Annotated in this window: 15 protein-coding genes; 8 read left to right on the top strand and 7 right to left on the bottom strand. The window is 70.2% G+C overall.

What is annotated here, in order from left to right; genetic code table 11:
* Nucleotides 1–25: 25 nt before the first annotated feature.
* Together RN901_RS05570 and RN901_RS05565 are read right to left on the bottom strand one after the other, a co-directional pair.
* A complete protein-coding gene (locus tag RN901_RS05570; protein WP_310756801.1) occupies nt 26–1,804 on the bottom strand; it encodes a CRTAC1 family protein in 1,779 nt (592 codons plus the stop codon).
* Nucleotides 1,801–4,842 (bottom strand): tetratricopeptide repeat protein, encoded by a 3,042-nt coding sequence (locus RN901_RS05565; RefSeq protein WP_310756799.1) that lies wholly within the window; start codon nt 4,840–4,842, stop codon nt 1,801–1,803. The genes RN901_RS05570 and RN901_RS05565 overlap by 4 nt, the downstream gene beginning before the upstream one ends.
* A gap of 169 nt (nt 4,843–5,011) precedes the next feature.
* Between RN901_RS05565 and RN901_RS05560 the strand changes: the two genes are divergently transcribed.
* Both RN901_RS05560 and trxB read left to right on the top strand, forming a co-directional pair.
* The gene (locus tag RN901_RS05560; protein WP_310756797.1) at nt 5,012–5,209 is read left to right on the top strand and encodes a hypothetical protein; all 198 of its coding nucleotides are present in this window, start codon (nt 5,012–5,014) and stop codon (nt 5,207–5,209) included.
* Nucleotides 5,210–5,423: 214 nt separating this feature from the next.
* Nucleotides 5,424–6,389: a thioredoxin-disulfide reductase gene (gene trxB, locus RN901_RS05555; protein ID WP_310756795.1), complete on the top strand. Its 966-nt coding sequence runs from the start codon at nt 5,424–5,426 to the stop codon at nt 6,387–6,389.
* A gap of 34 nt (nt 6,390–6,423) precedes the next feature.
* Here trxB and RN901_RS05550 read toward each other — a convergent pair whose 3' ends face one another.
* Genes RN901_RS05550 through RN901_RS05535 form a run of 4 tightly spaced genes read right to left on the bottom strand, consistent with a single transcriptional unit; the run spans nt 6,424 to nt 8,646 of the window.
* Nucleotides 6,424–7,953, bottom strand: a complete 1,530-nt coding sequence (locus tag RN901_RS05550; protein WP_310756793.1) for a solute:sodium symporter family transporter — start codon at nt 7,951–7,953, stop codon at nt 6,424–6,426.
* Nucleotides 7,954–7,960: 7 nt separating this feature from the next.
* Nucleotides 7,961–8,161 (bottom strand): hypothetical protein, encoded by a 201-nt coding sequence (locus RN901_RS05545; RefSeq protein WP_310756791.1) that lies wholly within the window; start codon nt 8,159–8,161, stop codon nt 7,961–7,963.
* A 14-nt stretch (nt 8,162–8,175) separates the two neighbouring features.
* Nucleotides 8,176–8,457 carry an OsmC family protein gene (locus RN901_RS05540; protein WP_310756789.1) on the bottom strand — a complete coding sequence of 94 codons (282 nt, stop codon included), beginning with the start codon at nt 8,455–8,457 and terminating at the stop codon, nt 8,176–8,178.
* Nucleotides 8,458–8,646 carry a hypothetical protein gene (locus tag RN901_RS05535; RefSeq protein WP_310756787.1) on the bottom strand — a complete coding sequence of 63 codons (189 nt, stop codon included), beginning with the start codon at nt 8,644–8,646 and terminating at the stop codon, nt 8,458–8,460. It abuts the gene before it with no gap.
* Between the two features lie 126 nt (nt 8,647–8,772).
* On the opposite strand from RN901_RS05535, the gene RN901_RS05530 reads away from it, so the two are divergent.
* Nucleotides 8,773–10,593 carry a DUF885 domain-containing protein gene (locus RN901_RS05530; RefSeq protein ID WP_310756784.1) on the top strand — a complete coding sequence of 607 codons (1,821 nt, stop codon included), beginning with the start codon at nt 8,773–8,775 and terminating at the stop codon, nt 10,591–10,593.
* A gap of 71 nt (nt 10,594–10,664) precedes the next feature.
* Nucleotides 10,665–11,729: a hypothetical protein gene (locus tag RN901_RS05525; RefSeq protein ID WP_310756781.1), complete on the top strand. Its 1,065-nt coding sequence runs from the start codon at nt 10,665–10,667 to the stop codon at nt 11,727–11,729.
* Nucleotides 11,730–11,749: 20 nt separating this feature from the next.
* On the opposite strand, the gene RN901_RS05520 is transcribed toward RN901_RS05525, so the two are convergent.
* A complete protein-coding gene (locus RN901_RS05520; RefSeq protein WP_310756779.1) occupies nt 11,750–12,547 on the bottom strand; it encodes an alpha/beta hydrolase in 798 nt (265 codons plus the stop codon).
* Nucleotides 12,548–12,567: 20 nt separating this feature from the next.
* Between RN901_RS05520 and RN901_RS05515 the strand changes: the two genes are divergently transcribed.
* From RN901_RS05515 to RN901_RS05500, 4 genes are read left to right on the top strand one after another with little or no spacing between them, the layout of a single operon-like run.
* Complete coding sequence (locus RN901_RS05515; RefSeq protein WP_310756777.1) at nt 12,568–13,578, top strand: alpha/beta fold hydrolase; 1,011 nt, start codon at nt 12,568–12,570, stop codon at nt 13,576–13,578.
* 48 nt (nt 13,579–13,626) lie between these two features.
* Entirely contained in the window at nt 13,627–16,014 is a 2,388-nt protein-coding gene (locus tag RN901_RS05510; protein ID WP_310756775.1) for a choice-of-anchor B family protein, read from the top strand.
* Nucleotides 16,014–17,123 carry a YncE family protein gene (locus RN901_RS05505; protein ID WP_310756773.1) on the top strand — a complete coding sequence of 370 codons (1,110 nt, stop codon included), beginning with the start codon at nt 16,014–16,016 and terminating at the stop codon, nt 17,121–17,123. The genes RN901_RS05510 and RN901_RS05505 overlap by 1 nt, the downstream gene beginning before the upstream one ends.
* Nucleotides 17,124–17,145: 22 nt before the next feature.
* Nucleotides 17,146–19,059 carry a VCBS repeat-containing protein gene (locus tag RN901_RS05500; RefSeq protein WP_310756915.1) on the top strand — a complete coding sequence of 638 codons (1,914 nt, stop codon included), beginning with the start codon at nt 17,146–17,148 and terminating at the stop codon, nt 19,057–19,059.
* The last annotated feature ends 4 nt before the right edge of the window (nt 19,060–19,063 follow it).

Below are 19,063 nucleotides of genomic sequence, written 5' to 3'. Positions count from 1 at the left end.
CGGCCGCCGCCGCGCCGGCGGAGGGCTACTCGCGGATTGTGAGTGCCGCGCCCGCCTCAACGGGTCCGGTGACGGTTCGGGCACCTCCGGGCCAGACCACGACGACGCTGTCAGCCCGCGGCGCCCCGCCCAGACCCGCGAGCACGGGGTTCGCCTCGGACTGCGACAGATAGGACGAGGCGGTCGAAACCACGAACCGCTGCGCCACGTCTCCCACGAACACCCGGACCGTCGCCCCGACGGCGCCGAGATTCGGCGCAGCCCCCTCCAGGCCCAACCGCACCCACCCGGGGCCGGGCTCGAGGTCGTTGCGGAACAGCTTCGCCGGCCCGCCGTTCGTCGACACCACGAGGTCGAGGTCCCCGTCCCGGTCGAAGTCGAGCGTCGCCACGCCCCGCGCCACGATCGGCTCGTCGAATCCCCCGCCCGCCATCGCGCCGGCGTCGATGAACCCCCCGCGCCCATCGTTCCGGAACAACTGAGGCGGCTGCGCGAAGGTCACGTCCCCCTGGATCGCCTCGATCTCCGGCTCGATGTGGCCGTTCCCCAGCACGAGATCCACGTAGCGGTCGAGGTCGAAGTCCGCGAAGCGGAGCCCGAACGTGAGCGGCAGCAGCGTCGACCGCGTGAGCCGCGCCGACCCGGCCAGATCCTGGAACAACCCCTCCTGGATCTGCGTGAACAGCGACACGGGCTCGTTCGAGAAGTTGCCGATCGCGATCGAGAGCTGCCCGCGGTTGAGGATGTCGCCGACGTCGACCCCCATGCCCGCCCGCGCCCGGCCGAACTCGTCGAAGGCGACCCCCGCATCGAGGGCCACGTCGACGAACGTCCCGTCCCCCTCGTTCCGGTAGAGGAAGTTCTGGTAGGTGTCGTTCGCGATCGCGACATCCGGCAGGCCGTCCCCGGTGAAGTCGTCGATGACGATGCCGAGCGACTTCCCCTCGGGATTCTCGAGACCGGAATCGGCCGTCACGTCCCGGAAGCGCCGTGCGGAGGGAGCGCCGGCGCCCGCACCGCCCCCGGAAGCCGGCTCGTTCCGCAGCAGGCGGCAGGACTCGCCGTTGTATTCCTCGGGGGTCGCATAGGATTTATTCACGCCGTCGCGGGTGAAGAAGAGGTCGGTCTCCGGCGTCCAGTCCACGTAGTTGCAGACGAGGAGGTCGAGCCAGCCGTCCCCGTCCGCGTCGAACCAGGCCGCCGCCGTGGACCAGGCGGGATCCGCCGCGCCCGGCGCGTTCCCCGCCGTGCCCGTCCCCGCGGTCACGTCGGTGAATCGTCCCCCGTCGTTCCGGTACAGCCGGTTGTCCCCGACCGCCGTCACATAGAGGTCCGTGTCCCCGTCCCCGTCGTAGTCGGCCGCCGCCGCCCCCATGCCGTAGATGGGCCGGTCGAGGCCGGCCTCTCGCGTCACGTCGCGGAACGTCCCGTCTCCGAGGTTCCGCAGGAGCGTGGAGGTGGCGCCCCGGTCCTCCGCGCGTCCCTCCCAGCCGGTGCTGTTCACGAAGAACAGATCCGGCCACCGATCTCCGTCGTAATCGAGGACCACGACGCCGCTGCCCATAGTCTCGGGCATCCACTTCTCGCCGAAGGCGCCCGTGGCGTGGACGAAGTCGATCCCCGCCGCCGCGGTGACGTCCGTGAATCGGATCGAGGTCGTCGCGTCGCTGCCCTCGCGCGCCGTGAAGCTCGGGCGTGTCTGGGTATAGGACGGCGCCTCCGCATCTTCCCGTTCGTCGGGACCGCAGGCCGTCGCCGCCGCGAGGAGGCAGATCGAGAGGGGTCCGGCGTGGCGAGCGTTCATCGACCTCCGCCGCCGCTCGCCGGCCGGTCCGGGGACGCCGCGGTCCCCACCGGTGCGATCGGCCGCAGTTCGTGCGTGTGGATGTCCTGTGCCATCAGGTTCACGCCGGGGTTCTCCGCCCTGTAAGCCCTCGTGATCGCCTGCGCCGCCTCGTCGATCCGGTAACGCTCGAACGCCGCCTCGCCCAGCGCCGCGTCCCCGTCGCGTCCCAGCGCCCGCAGGCTGAGCATGCGGCTGTAGTGCGCCTGCCGGTGCTCGGGATCGATGGCCAGCGTCCGGTCGAACGCCTCGACCGCCGCCTCGTACCGGCGGTCAAGGTATCGCGTCCGTCCCAACTGGAACCAAGCCTCGCGATCGTCCGGGAAGGCGTCGAGCACCGCAAGGTACGCCGCCTCGGAGGCCTCGTACGCGCCGTCCTCCTGATGCGCGCCACCCCATACCCAGGCCACGCGCGGGTTGCCCGCTTCGATGGTTTCGGCCCGCTCGAGGTTGTCGAACGCGTCGTCGAGGTTGCCGGCGATGAGCGCCATGCGCGCCAGGTTGAGCGGCCCGTCCACCCGGTCCGGGAAGAACTCCGCCACGCGCTCGAAGGGGCGCTCGGCGAGCCGGTCGTTCCCCTCCATGAGGAGAGCGATCCCGTAGTCGTTGTAGCGGACCCAGATCTCCTCGTCCTGCTCCTCGATCGCCACCGGATCCACGCGGCCGCCCACGCCGATCGTGACCTCGTCGCGGGCGATCTCGGTCACCGGCAGGTCCGGGACGTCATCGAATTCCGCGAACCCCGCCGGGTTGGCCCCGAACGCGAACTCCGTGTAGGCGCGGTCGAACTTCCGCCACAGGAGGCGCGCCCGCGCCGTCAGCGAGCCCTCGGGGAGGTCGGGCGGGAGCGTGATCCGGTAGTGGGCGACGTCCGCGCTCCCGGGGCCGATCACGTTCACCGCCGCCGTCACATGGATGTCCTGCGCGTTCCGCTTCTGGATGGGGCGCCCCTCGCGGTCGAGGATCACCGACTTGAAGAAATGCGCCATCGGATCGAGGTGCCCATCCGCGCCGACCTCGCCGCTGATCGCGATCCGCCGTCCCTCGGCATCCACCAGTTCGAACTCGAGCCAGCCCTCGTTGGAGTCGTTCGTCCCGCCGGGGAAGGTGTGGCCCACGCCCTGGTTCCGGACCACGACCTCGAACATCACCGTCTCCCCCGGGGATACGCTCGGCGGCGAGAGATCGAGCCCCATCTCGGGATCGTCGCCGGGGCCGCGCCGGATGGCGAAGATGTCGACCCGCAGCTTCTCGTCCCGCAGGAACGCCTCGATGCGGCGGATCGTCGCCGTGTCCCCGCGCAGGAACGGAAGCGCCGTGTTCACCGCCAGGAACCGGTGCGAGCGCACGCGCCCGTTCTCGGCCGACACGTCGCCGAGCGGCGCCTCCTCCGGCGGCATGTGACAGTCCTGGCACACGCGCGCGGCCGCGGGGAGGTAGAAGGTGCGCGAGGCGTTCCGGGCCACCCCGCTGTCGTGCCATGCGTCGTACTCGTTCTGTCCCCGCAGCCAGCGGTAGTTATTCACGGGCTCCGTGAGGCTCACCTTGTGGCAGGTGGCGCAGAACTCCGACGTCGAATGCACGGGCTTGAGGAGCTGTCCCATGTGGACGGAGGGCTTCGCCTTGAGCGCCGCGTCGTGCAGATACGCCCCGAGCGTGCCGGCCTCGGCGTCCGCGAACAGGTAGGGGTCCTCCTGCTCGTCGGCGATGTTGTAGTTGCCGTTGCCGGTGTTGTCGTGGATGCGGTCGATCGCGTGGCAGGCGAGGCAGGTGAGTCCTGCCTGCGCCTCGACCGTGGCCGGGTCGATGGGCGCGTCCATGGCGCCGGCGAGCATGAGCGCCGGGTCGTGGCAGCCGCTGCACCACTTGCTCTTCACGCGCCCCGCCGCGTCCGGCTCGAGCCCGAACTCCCGCAGGTGCGCGATCACCTCGGGCCCCGCCTCCAGCGACCCCTCCCGCATGTCCTCGATCGTCGCCGTATAGAAGGGGTTGTTGAAGGAGGCGAAGCGGTGCGCGGAGGTCGCCCACTGGGCCGTCACGTCGGGGTGGCAGCGCACGCACTGGGTCGCGCCGATGAGTTCGTCCGCCGCGAACCCCCGCCGTTCCACCTCGGAGCGGACACGTGCCGCGCGCTCGCGAGCCGCCTGCGCGGCGAGTTCCCCCGCCTCCGTGCGGGTGATGATGCGGGAGGGCAGATAGGTCCCCGTGCTCGTCGTCGTCGCGGCTGGGAAGAACGGACTTTCGGGCGGCACGAGCCCCGTCGGGACGAAGTCGGCGTCGACGAAGCGCGACACGTCGCGGTCGCGGCCCCCCGGTCCCTCGTTCAGGCCCTGGGCGAGCGCGGCCTCGGCCTCCGGCGTGAGCTGCAACCCGCGGTGCGTGAGGCTGTGCCAGGCGATGAGGACGACGAGGACGGCGCCGGTGGCGAGCGCGAAGCGGCGCGCCCGCCCGCCCGGCGGACGCGCGTAGCTCACGAGCCGGTGCCCGGCGTAGGCGGAGACGATGAGGACGGCGCTCCCCACGTGCGCCCACCAGGCCCAGCTGTTCTCCCGGCTCGCCGCCGCGGTGAGGATGAAGAGTCCCGTGAGGACGAGGACGCCGCCCACGAGCCCCATCCCGATTCCGGTCAGAATCGAGGCGCGGTGCTTCCGCTTCCACACCGTCGGCAGGTGCGCCGCGAGGAACCCGAACATGACCGCGGCCAGCAGGAGCCCGACGCCGGTGTGCGTGAGCACCATCGCCTGGAAGAGCTGGGGGAGCGAATTCTCTCCCACCGCGAAAAACTCGAGCCCCAGCCCGTCCGCGAGCCGGTTCGCGAGCAGGTAGAGCGTATTCGCCATCATGAAGACGGCAACGCCGAGCCCGAAGCGGAGCCAGCGACGCTGCCCCGCCCCCAGGATGGAGCGCAGCACCGGCCGCCCCCGCCCGGCGTCGTCCCCCGGACCGGATCCGTCCGCGTTCGGCCCTCCTCCGTCCGTCTCCCGTCCGCGTTCGTTCATGACCCGAACGAAACCGCAAGCACCGCGCCCGCGCAACCAAGACCGGCCGCCACGAGACCGGGCCGGGATGAGCGTCACGAACCGGGCGATAGCGGACCCGATAGATTGTCGGCAGCCGTCGGAACGAGTGCGGCAGCACGACCGAGTCTATTCGAGGAGGAGAGATACGGTGACGGAGGATGCGAAGAACGCCCCTGACCGGTTCCCGGAGGGAGAGCCCTCGGTCAAGAATGTGATGATCGCCCTGCAGCGGGCGCAGGAAGACGCGATGGCCCGCGCGGAGGCGGTTCGGCAACGCGAGGCAGCGGCCAGGCGGGAGGAAGAGGCTGCCCGGGCCGAGGAGACCTCGTCCGCCACGGAAGGTTGATCGCGCGCGGATACTTGGCGGCCAGCTGCTCGACCACTCACCCCATCAAGAGCTCGGGAGGCGTGCACGGCTTCGGCGGACGGCGCAGAATTATAGCGAGTTTAGCGATGTTATCCTCTGGAGCTAAACTCGCTAATCTCGGGGTAAACGAGATCGTCGCGCCGCCTCGAGGCGATCCCTTGCCAAGCGAACACAGAACAACCGATACGGAGCGATGAGTACAGAAAACGTCGTCATCATCGGCTCGGGCCCCGCCGCGTGGACGGCGGCCATCTATGCGGCCCGGGCGAATCTGAATCCCCTCGTGTTCGAGGGCGCGGGGAGCCGCACCATGATCCCCGGCGGGCAGCTCATGTTCACGACGGACGTGGAGAATTATCCCGGTTTCCCCGAAGGGGTTAGCGGCATCGACATGATGTTGGACTTCAAGAAGCAGGCGCTGCGTTTCGACACGCGTGTCTTCACCGAGGACATCGTGGAGGTCGACTTCTCCGATCGACCCTTCCTGCTCCGTTCCTCCGGGGGCCAGGAGGTGCGCGCCGAGACCGTGATCGTGGCCACGGGCGCCAACGCGCGCTGGCTCGGCGTGCCGGGCGAGGAGCGGCTCGCGCAGAGCGGCGGCGGGGTGTCCGCGTGCGCGGTGTGCGACGGCGCCCTGCCCGTCTTCCGGGACCAGGTCCTCGCCGTCGTGGGCGGCGGTGACAGCGCGATGGAGGAAGCGCTCTACCTCACGAAGTTCGCGAGCGAGGTGCTGCTCATCCACCGGCGCGACGAACTGCGGGCGTCGCAGATCATGCAGGAGCGGGCGTTCGCCAGCGACAAGATCCGCTTCCTGTGGAACCGGACCGTGGAGGAGGTGTTCGGAGACGACGCGATCTCGGGGCTGCGCCTGCGGGACACGGTGACGGGCGAGACGTCGGAGGTCCAGGTAGGCGGCATGTTCGTGGCCATCGGCCACATCCCCAACACGGCGTTCCTGCGGGGCCAGGTCGACCTCAAGGAGAACGGCTACGTGGACATGCCCACGCCGTGGCGCACGGAGACGAACGTGCCCGGCGTGTTCGCGGCGGGCGACGTCATGGACGACTACTACCGGCAGGCCGTCTCGGCGGCCGGCACCGGCTGCATGGCCGCCCTGGACGCCGAGCGCTTCCTGGCCCACAACGGCAGCAGCGGCTGACCACAGCCTAGGCGTCCCGGGACCTCGGCCGCGCTCACCAGAAGATGATGTAGAGGACGGCCGCCCCTGTGATGACGCAGCCCGCCCAGAATCGGGCGCGCGGGGCGGGGGTCAGGTCCACGCCATCCGCGGCGCGCGGCAGCCGGCGCGGGGCGTCGAGCGGGCTCGCCGCCGTGACCGCCACGATGTACGCGCTGATCGCGAGGAAGGTGATCGCCATGTGGTGGAGGAACGCGACTTCCGGCAGCAGCCACAGGAGGAGGCCGTAGACCGGAATCCCGAGCACCATCCCGCCGAAGGCGGCGGCCGGCGGCGTGCGCGGCGCGAAGATGCCGAACAGGAACGCGGCCACGATCCCCGGCGAGATGAACCCCCAGAACATCTGGATGTATTCGAATACGCTCGGCGCCCGCGCCACGACCGGCGCCCACAGGCACGCGACCACCGCGAGCACGCCCGTCGTCACCCGTCCCACGACCATGAGGCGCCGCGAGGAGGCCGCGGGCCGCAGGTGCCGCTTGTAGAGGTCGACGCTGAAGATCGTCGCCGCCGAGTTCAGCATCGAGTCGAGCGAACTCATCACGGCCCCGAACAGCGCCGCGAACATGAGGCCCGTCAGCCCAGCCGGGAGGAGTTCCCGCATCATCACCGGATAGGCCTGGTCCGGGTTCGTCACCTGATCGGCGAACAGTTCCGCCGCCATGATGCCCGGGAAGATGATGATGAACGGGATCCCGAGCTTGATGAAGCCCGCGAGGAAGAGCCCCCGCTGCCCGTCCGCCAGGCTGCGCGCCGCCAGCGTCCGCTGCGTGATGAACTGGTTCAGTCCCCAGTAGAAGATGTTGGGGATCCACAGCCCGCCGATGAACACGGCCAGCCACGGCATCTCCGGGTGGTTGAAGGGGAGAACCGTGTGGAGCTTGCCGTCCGCCGCCTCGAGGAAGGGACCGATCCCGCCCATGGCCCGGAACCCCAGTACGGTCACGAGCACGCCGCCGAGGAGGAGCGCCACGCCCTGCAGGAGGTCGGACCACACGACGGCCTTGAGTCCGCCGTAGATCGTGTACCCGCCCGCGAGCACGCCGATGAGCCAGATCCCGGCCGACACGTCGAGGCCGAAGATCGACTCCAGGGCGAGCGCGCCCGAGTACAGCACCGTCGCGAGGGCCACGAGCACGTAGGCCGCGAGGAGGAAGCCGGCCATCAGGGTGCGCGTGCGGACGTCGTACCGGAACTCGAGGTATTCCGGGATGGTGTAGATCCCGGCCGCGAGGAACCGGGGCAGGAAGAAGAGTCCGACGAGGACGAGGGTGACGGCCGCCATCCACTCGTAGCTCGCGATCGCGAGCCCGATGTCGTAGCCCCGCCCCGCCATCCCCACGAAGTGTTCCGTCGAGATGTTCGACGCGATGAGCGAGAAGCCGATCAGCCACCACGGCAGGTTGCGCCCGGCGAGAAAGTACCCCGCCGCGTCGCGCCGCCCGCGCGAGGCGTACAGCGACACCCCCACGACCAGCAATAGAAAGCCCAGGAAGGCCGCGACATCGAGCGGCCGGAACGTCACGTTTGCCTCACCCCATCGAGTCGCGGATCGCCTGCTTCGCTTCTTCGTGCCGGCTGGCGGGTACGCGGAGGACTTTCGCGGCCGCCGTCGGGCCCCAGGAAACCGGCGCGAACTCCCCCTCGACCCGGAAGGGGATGTCGTCGGCTTCGAGGGCGAGCCTCGCCGCGAGGAATTCGCTCTCGTCCCACGCCTCGAATACGGGGACCATGGCCTCGCCCCGCATCACGATGGAGCGGGGGTCTCTTCGATGTCGGCGGTCCACGTCACCTTGATCGCGCCCTCCAGCGAGCGGGCGGTGGGGCACTTCGCGCCGTGGCCGGCGAGGGCGCGGTCCACCGTCTCCCGGGCCTCGGCGGGGATGCGGAGCCGGTAGTGGACGACGATCTCCTCGAGCAGCGGCATGCGGTCGCGGAGGCGCATGATGCCCTCCGCTTCGGCGGCGATGTCCTCGGGGGCCAGGCGGATGCCGCGCACTTCCAGTGCGCCGTTGAGCGTGCCCAGCATTCAGCCGCCCGTCGCGGCCACCTGGTAGTCGACCGGTAGCGGCAGGTCCTTCGCGTCGATCCGGTAGTGGGACTTGATGGGACCGTGGACGCCGAAGTCGATCTCGGTCCCCTCTTCGAGGCGGGCCCGGCGATGGACGCCCTCGACCTTCTCGAGACGCGCGCGGGCGGTGTAGAACGGTTCGGACACGGCGTTCTCCCTGTTCTTCGTGTTCCCTTTCGTGGGCTCTCCTTTACGCACCCGCCTTCCCTGCCGCATTTTCGGGCGGCGAGATTCGGGCGTGACGCGCAAACGAAACGATCGAGAGCGGCCAGGATGACGTCAACCCGCAACAGGAACTGCCTTCCGGGTGGAGCGGCGGGACGGGCCGCGCTTCTGATCCTCATCGCGGGCGGGATCACGGCGTGCGAGCGGGGATCGGCCGAGACCGCGGAGGCGGCCCCGATCAGCGACCTGTCGGCGCTCAGCGACCGCTTCTGGGACGCCTACCTGTCCTGGAACCCGCTGCAGGCGACCTATCTCGGAGAGCACCGCCTCAGCGATCGCGTTCGCGACATCTCGCCGTCGGGGCGCAACAATCGCCGTCGCGAGGTTGGTGCCCTCATGGGTGCGCTCGCGGCCATCGACCTCGCGTCGCTGCCGCCCGGGAATCGGCTGACATCCCTCGCGCTCGACCATCAGCTCTCGGCGGAGGTCGCCGAGCAGACGTGCGACCTCGAGGTCTGGGTGGTGGACCACCGCGAAGGTTTCCAGCTCGACTTCCTCAACATCGTCGGCGCCCAGCCGCTCGAGACGCCGGTCGACGGCGAGCGCATGATCCGGCGCTGGAACGCGTTCGCGGACTACATCGACGACTACATCTCGAACCTCCGCACCGGCCTCGAGACAGGGCGGGTCGCGGCGCGCGCGTCGGTGAATCGGACAATCGTGCAGCTCGACGCCCTCCTCGAACGACCCGTGGAGGAATGGCCGATCTACGCTCCGGCGGGGACGCGACTCGATGCGTGGCCGGAAGGGACGCGCCACGACTTCCGGGCCGGCATCCGCGAGGCCGCTTCCGAGCGCATCCGGCCGGCCTACGCGAGACTCCGCGACTTTCTGCGCGACGAACTCTATCCGCACTCGCGCACGGGTGCGGCGATCGGACTCTCCAGCCTGCCGGGCGGCAGCGCCTGCTACGAGGCGATGATCCGCAACTTCACGACGCTCGAACTGACGCCGGCCGAGATCCACGCGCAGGGCCTGGCGGAGTTGGAGAGGATCCACGACGAGTTGCGGACGCTCGGGCAGGAAGTCCTCGGCGCCTCCGATCTGAAGGAGATTCAGCAGCGGCTGCGGTCGGATCCCGAGATGTTCTTCCGCTGGCCCGGCGAGATCGTGCAGATGGCCGAGGAGGCGTACGCGCGGGCGGCCCTCGTCATGCCCGACTGGTTCGGCACGCCACCGGTGACGGAGATGGTGATCCGTCCGATCCCCCTGTACGAGGCACCCCAGAGCGTGCTCGCCTACTACCGGGAGCCGGCGCCGGATGGATCGCGCCCCGGCACGTACTATGTGAACACGTACCGGCCGGAGATCCGGCCCCGGTACCAGGCCGACGTACTGAGCTTCCACGAGGCGATTCCGGGGCATCACCTCCAGACGGCGATCGCCCAGGAGGTCGCGGGTCTGCCCGAGTTCCGCAAGCACCTCGGCTCGGTGGCCTTCGTCGAGGGCTGGGCGCTGTACGCGGAGCGGCTCGCCGATGAAATGGGCCTTTACGCGGACGACCTGAGTCGCATCGGCCTCGCCTCCTACGATGCGTGGCGGGCCAGCCGGCTCGTCGTCGACACCGGCATCCACGCCTTCGGCTGGACCCGGGAGGAGGCGATCGACTTCGTCCGCGAGAACACGCTGCTCGCCGAGGTGAACATCGAAAACGAGGTGGACCGCTACATCACCTCGCCCGCCCAGGCGCTCACCTACAAGCTGGGGCAGCTCGAGATCTCGCGGTTGCGCGCGAAGGCGGAAGCCACGCTCGGTGAGGCCTTCTCCATCGCGGAGTTCCACGACCGGGTGCTGGAGAACGGCGCGCTCAGTCTTCCCGCGCTCGGCGACGCGATCGAGAGCTGGCTCGCGGAGACCGCCAGCCAGTAGCCCGTGGCGGAAAGCCCGCCGCGCGGCCGCCGCGTTGAGGGGGCGTTGATCCGGCGCGGCACGTTCACGTCATGCGCTCTCTCGGCAGGATTCCGCGGCTTCGGGCCGTCGTCCGTCCGGAGGCGGAGCCTCGCGGCTTCGCGCTGCCGGCGGCCATGCTCACCCTGCTGCTCGTTTCGCTCATGGCGGCGGGCGGGTTCCTGATCACCTGGCTCGACGGACAGTCCGCGCGCGCCTTCGCCCGCTCCACGGAGGCCTTCTACGTCGCCGAGAGCGGACTCGCGGCGGCGCTCGCCGTCGCCGAACTGCCGAACCCTTCCGTGCCGCCCGTCGTGCTGGGCGCGGGGACCGCGACCGTCTCCTTCGAGCCGCTCCTCGAACTGCGGACCGGCGAGGCCGTGTACCGCGTCGAGTCCCTGGGACAGATGATCTCGGGCGACGCGACGTTCGAACGGTCGGTGGGCCAGCTCTTCTGGGTGGCCGGGCCGCCGCGCGTCCCCGGCGCGCTCGTCCTCGTGGGCGGCGTGGGCCCCGTCCCGCCGGAGGGGACGATCACGGGGCTCGACGCGTTCGGGAGCGCCTGTCCGCTACAGCCCTCGCCGGTCGCGGGCGTCGCGTACTGGGGCGGGCCGGGGCCGGCGCCGGACTCGACGCTGACGATCGCGGGGGCCCCTTCCGAGCGCTCGATGCCGGCCGGCGTGTCGGTGGCGGCGGAGACCGGCATCCGCTGGGCGGAGTTGCTCGCTCCGTTCGGGCCGATCCCCGACGCGACCGTGCCGCCCGATCCGTGGCCCGGGTCCGGCGGGGGCTCGCCCTACATCCGGATCCCCGGGTCGGGAACGCTCGGCGCCGGTTCGAGCGGACGGGGGGCCCTGGTCGTGGAGGGCGACCTGGCCCTCGACGACGGGTTCGCCTGGACGGGGCTCATCCTCGTGGGAGGGGCGCTGATCCTGAACGGGGACATCTCGGTCCGGGGGAGCGTGGTGAGCGGGCTCGCGGGCGGGGTGGGCATCGCGGCGGACTTCGGCGGCCACCGCATCGATCTCCGCTTCAGCGCTTGCGCCGTCGCGGCGGCCGCGGAAGGGCTGACGGCGCCGGCGGCGGCCATCCCCGGCACCTGGTACGAAGCCTGGTAGCCCCAACGGGCCGTGGCCCGTCAGAGGTGCGCGGAGACGAGGTCCGGGAGTCCGTCCGGGTTGTCCACGTGCAGCCAGTGGCCGCCCGCGAGTTCGTGGAGATACACGCGGCCGTTCAGGGCCGCCGCCCGGAATCGCCCGATATCGTCCGCCGAGAGGATGTCCGACTGCGCGGCCCGCACGACGTGGATTTCCGATGGGGGGACGGGTGTCTCGATGACGTCCCAGAGGTCGCGCCTGAAGTAGTCCGCGAGCAACTCTTCGGCCGCGTCGGGATCGAGGCGCCACCGATAGCCCGCGTCGGCGAGGACGAGGTTGGTCGCCAGCCAGTGCGCGACGGGCGAGGCGAACCCCTCGGCCTCCGCCAGGGATACGGCGTCACCCCTCTTCGCGAAGGGCCCCGGGTGCCGGCGAATCACGTCCAGCAGCCGGGCGGCTCCGCCGCCGGGCGAGCGGCGGGAAGGCGTCGCGTCGATCACCCACGTCTGGCCGGGCGCCGCGGCCGCCGCCACCATCAGCGCCACCTTGCCGCCGAAGGAGTGCCCGAGGATGGCGTCCACGGGCCGTCCGAGCGACTCCGAGAGTTCGAGCACGTCGTGCACGCACGCGGCAAGGGTGTGCGGCGGCTCGAAGCCCGGGGAGTGCCCGTGCAGCCGCAGATCCACGAGCACGACCCCCCATTCGGGACGTCGCGCGATGAGCCGGCGGGCGAACGAAGCCCAGTTGCGGCCGGTACCGTAGATGCCGTGCAGCACGTGGAGCCAGCGCCGGGAACCCGCCTCCGCGACGGTGTACTGGTGCAGGAATGGTCGAGACACGCGACGAAAGGTAACGGATCTTGAAGAATCTGCCGGCGTTCGAGCCGCCGCCGGGGCTCCGGAATCCTCACGTGCAGACCGTGGTGGGACGGGTCGTGCGCCGGCGCTTCGAGCCGCGGTACGACCGGGTTCGGCTCGACACGGACGACGGCGACTTCATCGATCTCGATCTGTGGCGGGGACCGGAAGACGCCGCGGGCCTGTGCCTCCTCCTCCACGGGCTCGAGGGCAGCGCGCGCTCCGGCTACATGGTGACGACGAGCGAGGCGCTGGCGGCCGCCGGCATCCAGGCCGTCGCGCTCAACTTCCGTTCGTGCAGCGGGGAGCCGAACCGTCTGCCGGGCGCCTACCACTCGGGTCGGACGGACGACATCGAGCGTGCGCTGGACTGGCTGGCGGGGCGTTTCCCGGGTCTCCCGCGGACCGCGATCGGGTTCTCGCTGGGCGGGAACGCGCTCCTCAACCTGCTCGGACGGGAGGGCGGCGGCCGGGGTCTCGTCGCCGCGGCCGCCGTGTCGGTCCCCTACGACCTCGAGTCCAGCGCCGACGCCCTGCAGCGCGGAATGGGGCGCCTGTACGGCCGGCGCTTCCTCCGCAGCCTGCGGGAGAAGGCCCGCGAGAAGGCGGTGAGGTTCCCGGACGTCGTGGCGCCCGAGGCGGCGAGGGCGCGCACGATTCGCGAGTTCGACGACCGGCTCACGGCGCCGGTCCACGGCTTTCGCGACGCCGCCGACTACTACGCGCGCTGCAGCGCGAAGCGTTTCGTGGGCCCCGTGGACCTTCCCATGCTCCTCGTCCACGCGCGGGACGACCCGCTCGCCCCGGGGAGTTCGGTACCCGTCGAAACGATCCGGCGTCGTCCGAATCTCTCCCTGGAACTGACGGAGCGGGGAGGGCATCTCGGCTTCGTGGACCGGGGGCACGGGAATGGGCGGGCCGGCGCGCGAACCGGCTGGCTGGAGGAGACGGTTTCCCGCTACATCTCGCGGGCGATCCAACGGACAACGCATCGGGATTCCGGAGTGTTTTAAATGGTTTGTACGACTATTTTCCGCAGCCTTCAGGATGGGAGTCATTTCATGCGCGGATTCACTCGAGTTGCAGCCCTCGCGGCCGCCTTCGCCTGCCTGGCCACGCCCGTCACGGGACAGGGGTTCGGACGCGGCGCCGCCGTCGCCGTCTCGTCCGGCCAGGTTCTCATCGCCGAAAGCGGCGGCCCGACGTCCACGGGAGCCGTCTACGTGTACGAGCGGGGTCCGGATGGCTGGGCCGTCTCCGCGGAACTGGCGCCCTACGCGGCGGAAGAGGGCGGCAGGTTCGGGATTTCACTCGCGGTCGAGGGTGACCGCATGCTCGTCGGCTCGCCCGGCGCGGCGCACGTGTTCGAGCGGAGCGACGGAGGTTGGGAAGAGGTCGCAACGCTGAGGCCGGCCGATCTGCCGGAGGGTTTCCTCTTCGGCACCAGCGGGGCGATCGCGGGCGACATCGCGCTGGTGTCGGCGCCGGGTCGGGCGCCCCGGCAGGGGGCCCGTGCCGCCGGCCGCGTCTATTTCTTCGAGTGGGACGGCTCCGCCTGGAATGAAGCCGGGGTTGTCGAATCGCCCGAGGCAGCCGCTGGAGACGGGTTCGGCGCCGCGATGCTCACGGATGGCCGGGTGGCGGCGATCGGCGCTCCGGGGACCGCCGACGGTGCCGGGGCCGTGTTCTTCTTCACGCGGGCGGAGGACGGCGCCTGGACGGCGGCGACGGAACCGCTCACGGTCGCGGAAGCGGGCCAGAACGCGGGCTTCGGAAGCGTCCTGTACGGCGAGGACACCAGTGACGGATTCCGGCTCGTGGTCGGAGCCCCCGGCGCGGGCGGCGTGGGCATCGCCTACACGTTCACGCCCGAGGGCGATGCCTGGAGGCCCGAAGGCCGGCTCTATCCGCCGGTCGTGGCCGGGGGCGGCCGGTCCTTCGGCGGGAACTTCGCCAACGCCTTTGCGGCCGTGGACGGGGAGATCTGGATCGGCGGATCCGGCTCCGGCGCGGGCCGCGAGGGACGCGTGCTTCGCTACTCGACCGACCCCGAAGGCGGGGTCGAGTTCGCCGGCGCCCTCTCCGCCTCGAACCGGGACGCGGGCGATGGCTTCGGCGGCGGGGTCGCCGCGCAGGGTGACATCGCGGTCGTCGCCGCGAGCCGCAAGGACTACGGGATGGGGACCGCCTACATCTTCGAGCGGCGGGGCGACGAGTGGGTCGAAGCCGCCGAGGTGTGGAGCGACGCGAAGAACTACGCGGCGATCAACGGCCACGAGGTGGGTTGCGAGGAAGGCGTCTCGGCCGACTTCGACTGCAGCGAGGTGAACATCCTCTCCTTCATGCCGGTGCAGTCGCTCGGGGCGAACCGCGGCGTCCGCGTCAACGACGTGTGGGGCTGGACCGATCCGCAGACCGGGCGCGAGTACGCCCTCGTGGGGCTCACCGACCAGGCTTCCTTCGTCGACATCACGGACTCGCAGAACCCGCGCTATGTCGGGCGCCTTCCGATGACGGAGGGCGCGCGCGGCAGCGTGTGGCGCGACATCAAGGTGTTCAGGGATCACGCGTTCATCGTTTCCGATGGGGCGGGCGACCACGGGATGCAGGTGTTCGACCTCTCCCGGCTCCGCGATGTGGGGAGCGATCCGGTCACCTTCGAGGCGGACGCCCACTACGACGGGATCGCCTCCGCCCACAACATCGTGATCAACGAGGCGACGGGCTTCGCCTACAGCGTGGGCTCGAGCGGAGGGGGCGAGACGTGCGGCGGCGGCCTTCACATGATCGACATCAACGAGCCGACGGAGCCGAGCTTCGCGGGCTGCTTCGGTCACGAGGGCACGGGGCGCCGCGGCACCGGATATTCGCACGACGCGCTCTGCCTGATCTATGACGGCCCGGACCGCGAGCACGCCGGCAAGGAGATCTGCTTCGGGTCCAACGAGACGGACGTCTCGATCGCGGACGTCACCGACAAGGAGAACCCGATCCCGCTGTCGACGGCCACGTACGCCAACGTCGCCTACGCCCACCAGGGCTGGGTGACGGAGGATCACCGCTTCTTCTACCTGGGCGACGAACTCGACGAACTGAGGACGCAGTTCTCGGGCACGCGCACGATGATCTTCGACATCACCGACCTCGACGATCCCGTCCTCGTCAAGGAGCACTTCGGCGAGTCCACGGCGAGCGACCACAACATGTACGTGCTCGGCGACCTGCTCTATCAGTCGAACTACAACAGCGGACTGCGGATCCTGAACGTGAGCGACCCGGAGAATCCGACCGAGGTCGGCTATCTCGACACCGTGCCGTATGCCGAGGGCCCGGCGATGGGCGGCTCGTGGAGCAACTATCCGTACTTCGCGAGCGGGACGATCATCGTGACGAGCGGGAGCGAAGGCCTGTTCATGGTGAAGTACCAGAAGCCGGAACTCGTGCCGTAATGGAGAGACTCGCGAGTGTCGTCCGGTCCGGCCTCCTCGCCCTGGGGATGGCCGGACTCGTGGCGGTTCGGGCCGCCGCGGCGGAGGGCTCGCCCGGCGCCTCCGCCGACGGTCCGTTCCTCTACGTGGCGAACCAGGAGGCGGCGGCGGTGACCGTCATCGACCTCGAGACCCACGAGGTCGTGGAGATCATCGACCTCGAGGCCATGGGGTACGGGGCGAACGCGAAGCCGCACCATGTCGCGGTCGAGCCGGACGGATCGTTCTGGTACGTGTCGCTCATCGCGGCCAACCGGGTGCTCAAGTTCGACCGTGACAACGAACTCGTCGCCTCCATCGAGTTCGAGCGGCCGGGCCTCCTCGCGCTCCACCCCACGGAGCCCTGGCTCTTCGTGGGGCGGTCCATGGCGGCGGTGAACCCGCCCCAGCGCATCGGCCGCATCGACCGGATGTCGATGGAGGTCGAGGAATACGACGTCTTCATCCCGCGTCCGCACGCGCTGCTGGCCAGCCCCGACGGCGGGTGGGTCTACGCGGGCAGCCTGGGAGAGAACTCCGTCGTCACGGTCGAAGCGGAGAGCGGCGACGCCGAGTTGCTCAGGCTTCCCGGCTCCGGGGCGATGCCCCACGTCCTCGTGCAGTACGCGATCTCTCCGGACGGCGGGACGCTCGTCGCGACCGCCGAGATGACGGCCAAGCTCCTCGTATTCGACGTCACCGAGCCGGTGGCGCCGAAACTCGTGGGGGAACTGGACGTGGGGGCGCGGCCGTGGCACCCGAGCTGGTCGGCGGACGGGCGCTGGATCTGGTTCGGCAATCTGGGCGCGAACGAGGTCACGCTCGTCGACACGTCCGACTGGTCCGTGGCCGCCGTGATCCGGGGCGAAGGCCTCGCCGAACCGCACGGCAGCGTGCTCTCGCCGGACGGATCCCGACTTTACGTGGCGAACCGGAACGAGACCGGCTCCTACGAATCGTCGGACCGGATGGGGTACGACGCGCCCGGCGGCACGGTCGTGGTCATCGACACCGCCACCCGCGAGATCGTCGACGTCATCGAGACACCGCCCTACGCGTCGGGCATCGGTCTCGCCTCCAGCCCCCGCTGAGGGCCCCCGCAACGTGAGCCGCATGGCCGGGCCCCGGAGCCGGCGGGCCGCATCGGGAGCGCTGACCGCCGCGCTCCTCGCGGCGGGATGCGCCTCGGGGGGCGTAGGGCCGGGGGAGTTGGCGCCGGAATCCACGGTGGCGACCGAAACCGGCTTCGTGCGCTCCGTGACCCCCTTTCCGGTATTCGATGAATCCGGAAACGCCTATGAGATCCCCTTCCTCGGCGGCTTCAACGTCCCGCGTCCGCAGTGGGTGGACATCGACGGAGACGGCGACCTCGACCTCTTCGTGCAGGAGAGGACGGACCGCCTGCTGTTCTTCGAGCGCGAGGACACGCCGGACGGACGGCGCCATACCTGGCGTCCGGCTGCGTACTCGGACCTCGAGGTAGGAGAGTGGTTCCGCTTCGTGGATGTCGACGCGGACGGAGACCGGGACCTTCTCGCGGAGTCCCCCTTCAGCTACATGAAGCTCTATCGCAACGCGGGCACGGCCGGCGGGGCTGTCTTCGAGCTCATCGCGGACACCCTTCGCGACACACGCGGGGAGGCGATCTTCTCGGATCGCCAGAACATTCCCAATGCGGCGGACATCGACTGCGACGGCCGCCTCGACCTCTTCATCGGCCGACTCGTGGGGACGGTCACGCGCTACGAGGCAACCGGTGCGATCGGCGCGAACGCCTCGCCGTTCCGGCACATCACGGACCGTTTCGAGGACATCGAGATCGTCGCCGACCCGGCGGCGGCCGGCGGCGTGCCGCCCTTCGACGGCCCGGACGCGGGCGGGCCCTTCCCCACCCTCCATGGCGCGAACACGATGGCGCTGGCCGACTACGACGCGGACGGCGACACGGACATGTTCTGGGGAGACTTCTTCGAGGCCGGGCTCCTCCTGATCGAGAACGCCGGATCGTGCGAGGCTCCGAACCTCCGTGTGGAGCCGCGTCCCTTCCCCCTCGACGACCCGATCCGGACAAGCGGCTACAACGCCCCGACCTTCGGCGACTACGACGGCGACGGCGACCTCGACCTGCTCATGGGCGTACTCGGCGGCGCGTACAACGCGAACACGACGACCGCCGACAACCTCATGCTCTTCTCGCAGGAGTCCGACGGCAGCTTCGAGCTTCGCACGCGCCGCTTCATCTCGCAGATCGATGTGGGCAGCGAGAGCGTGGCCTCACTGGTCGACCTCGACGGCGACAGCGACCTCGACCTCCTGGTCGGCAACAAGATCGACCCCGGAGACCTGTCGAACTCGCGCGTATTCCTGTTCGAGAACGAAGGGAGCGGGACGCGGCCCGTCTTCCGCCGGACGGGCGAGTTCGAGCTGCCGGGCGCCTACCACAACGCACCGGCCTTCGGCGATCTGGACGCGGACGGCGACCTCGACCTCCTGCTCGGCACGTGGCGCGACGAGATCCGCTACGTGCGGAACGAGGGCTCGGCCACGGAGCCCCGCCTCACGCTTGTCGACTCGGCGTTCGTCGAGATCACGCGCGGGAGCAACGCGACGCCCGCGCTCGGCGACCTCGACGGCGATGGAGATCTCGACCTCATGATCGGGGAATCCTCGGGGGCGCTGAACTACTACGAGAACGTCGGCTCCGCCTCGGAGCCGAGCTTCGAATTCGTGAGCGACGAGTACGCGGAGATCGACATCGGCCGGCGTAGCTTCCCCAAGCTCCTCGACCACGACGGGGACGGCGACCTCGACCTCATCGTCGGCACCGAGTCCGATGGGATCCGCTACTTCCGGAACGATGGGAGTCCCCGGGCCCCGAACTTCGTCGAGGCCGACGGCGGGTTCCCCGCCGCGGAGGATCTGCCGCTGTTCGCGACGCCGGAGTTCGGGGACCTGGACGGGGACGGCGATCTCGATCTCGTCGTCGGCGCCGCCGGGGGCGGGCTCTACTACTTCGAACGACGTTGAATCC

The organism is Candidatus Palauibacter soopunensis (assembly GCF_947581735.1).
Classification (GTDB): Bacteria; Gemmatimonadota; Gemmatimonadetes; order Palauibacterales; family Palauibacteraceae; genus Palauibacter; species Palauibacter soopunensis.
Note: the sequence above shows the minus strand (reverse complement) of the source record. Positions and strands in the feature narration are given on the sequence as shown.

Coding starts and splice junctions, on each gene's coding strand:
- RN901_RS05540 (WP_310756789.1), bottom strand. CDS start 8,457: ATGCTGGGCACGCTCAACGGCGCACTGGAAGTGCGCGGCATCCGCCTG.
- trxB (WP_310756795.1), top strand. CDS start 5,424: ATGAGTACAGAAAACGTCGTCATCATCGGCTCGGGCCCCGCCGCGTGG.
- RN901_RS05505 (WP_310756773.1), top strand. CDS start 16,014: ATGGAGAGACTCGCGAGTGTCGTCCGGTCCGGCCTCCTCGCCCTGGGG.
- RN901_RS05545 (WP_310756791.1), bottom strand. CDS start 8,161: ATGGTCCCCGTATTCGAGGCGTGGGACGAGAGCGAATTCCTCGCGGCG.
- RN901_RS05500 (WP_310756915.1), top strand. CDS start 17,146: ATGGCCGGGCCCCGGAGCCGGCGGGCCGCATCGGGAGCGCTGACCGCC.
- RN901_RS05530 (WP_310756784.1), top strand. CDS start 8,773: ATGACGTCAACCCGCAACAGGAACTGCCTTCCGGGTGGAGCGGCGGGA.
- RN901_RS05565 (WP_310756799.1), bottom strand. CDS start 4,842: ATGAACGAACGCGGACGGGAGACGGACGGAGGAGGGCCGAACGCGGAC.
- RN901_RS05510 (WP_310756775.1), top strand. CDS start 13,627: ATGCGCGGATTCACTCGAGTTGCAGCCCTCGCGGCCGCCTTCGCCTGC.
- RN901_RS05525 (WP_310756781.1), top strand. CDS start 10,665: ATGCGCTCTCTCGGCAGGATTCCGCGGCTTCGGGCCGTCGTCCGTCCG.
- RN901_RS05570 (WP_310756801.1), bottom strand. CDS start 1,804: ATGAACGCTCGCCACGCCGGACCCCTCTCGATCTGCCTCCTCGCGGCG.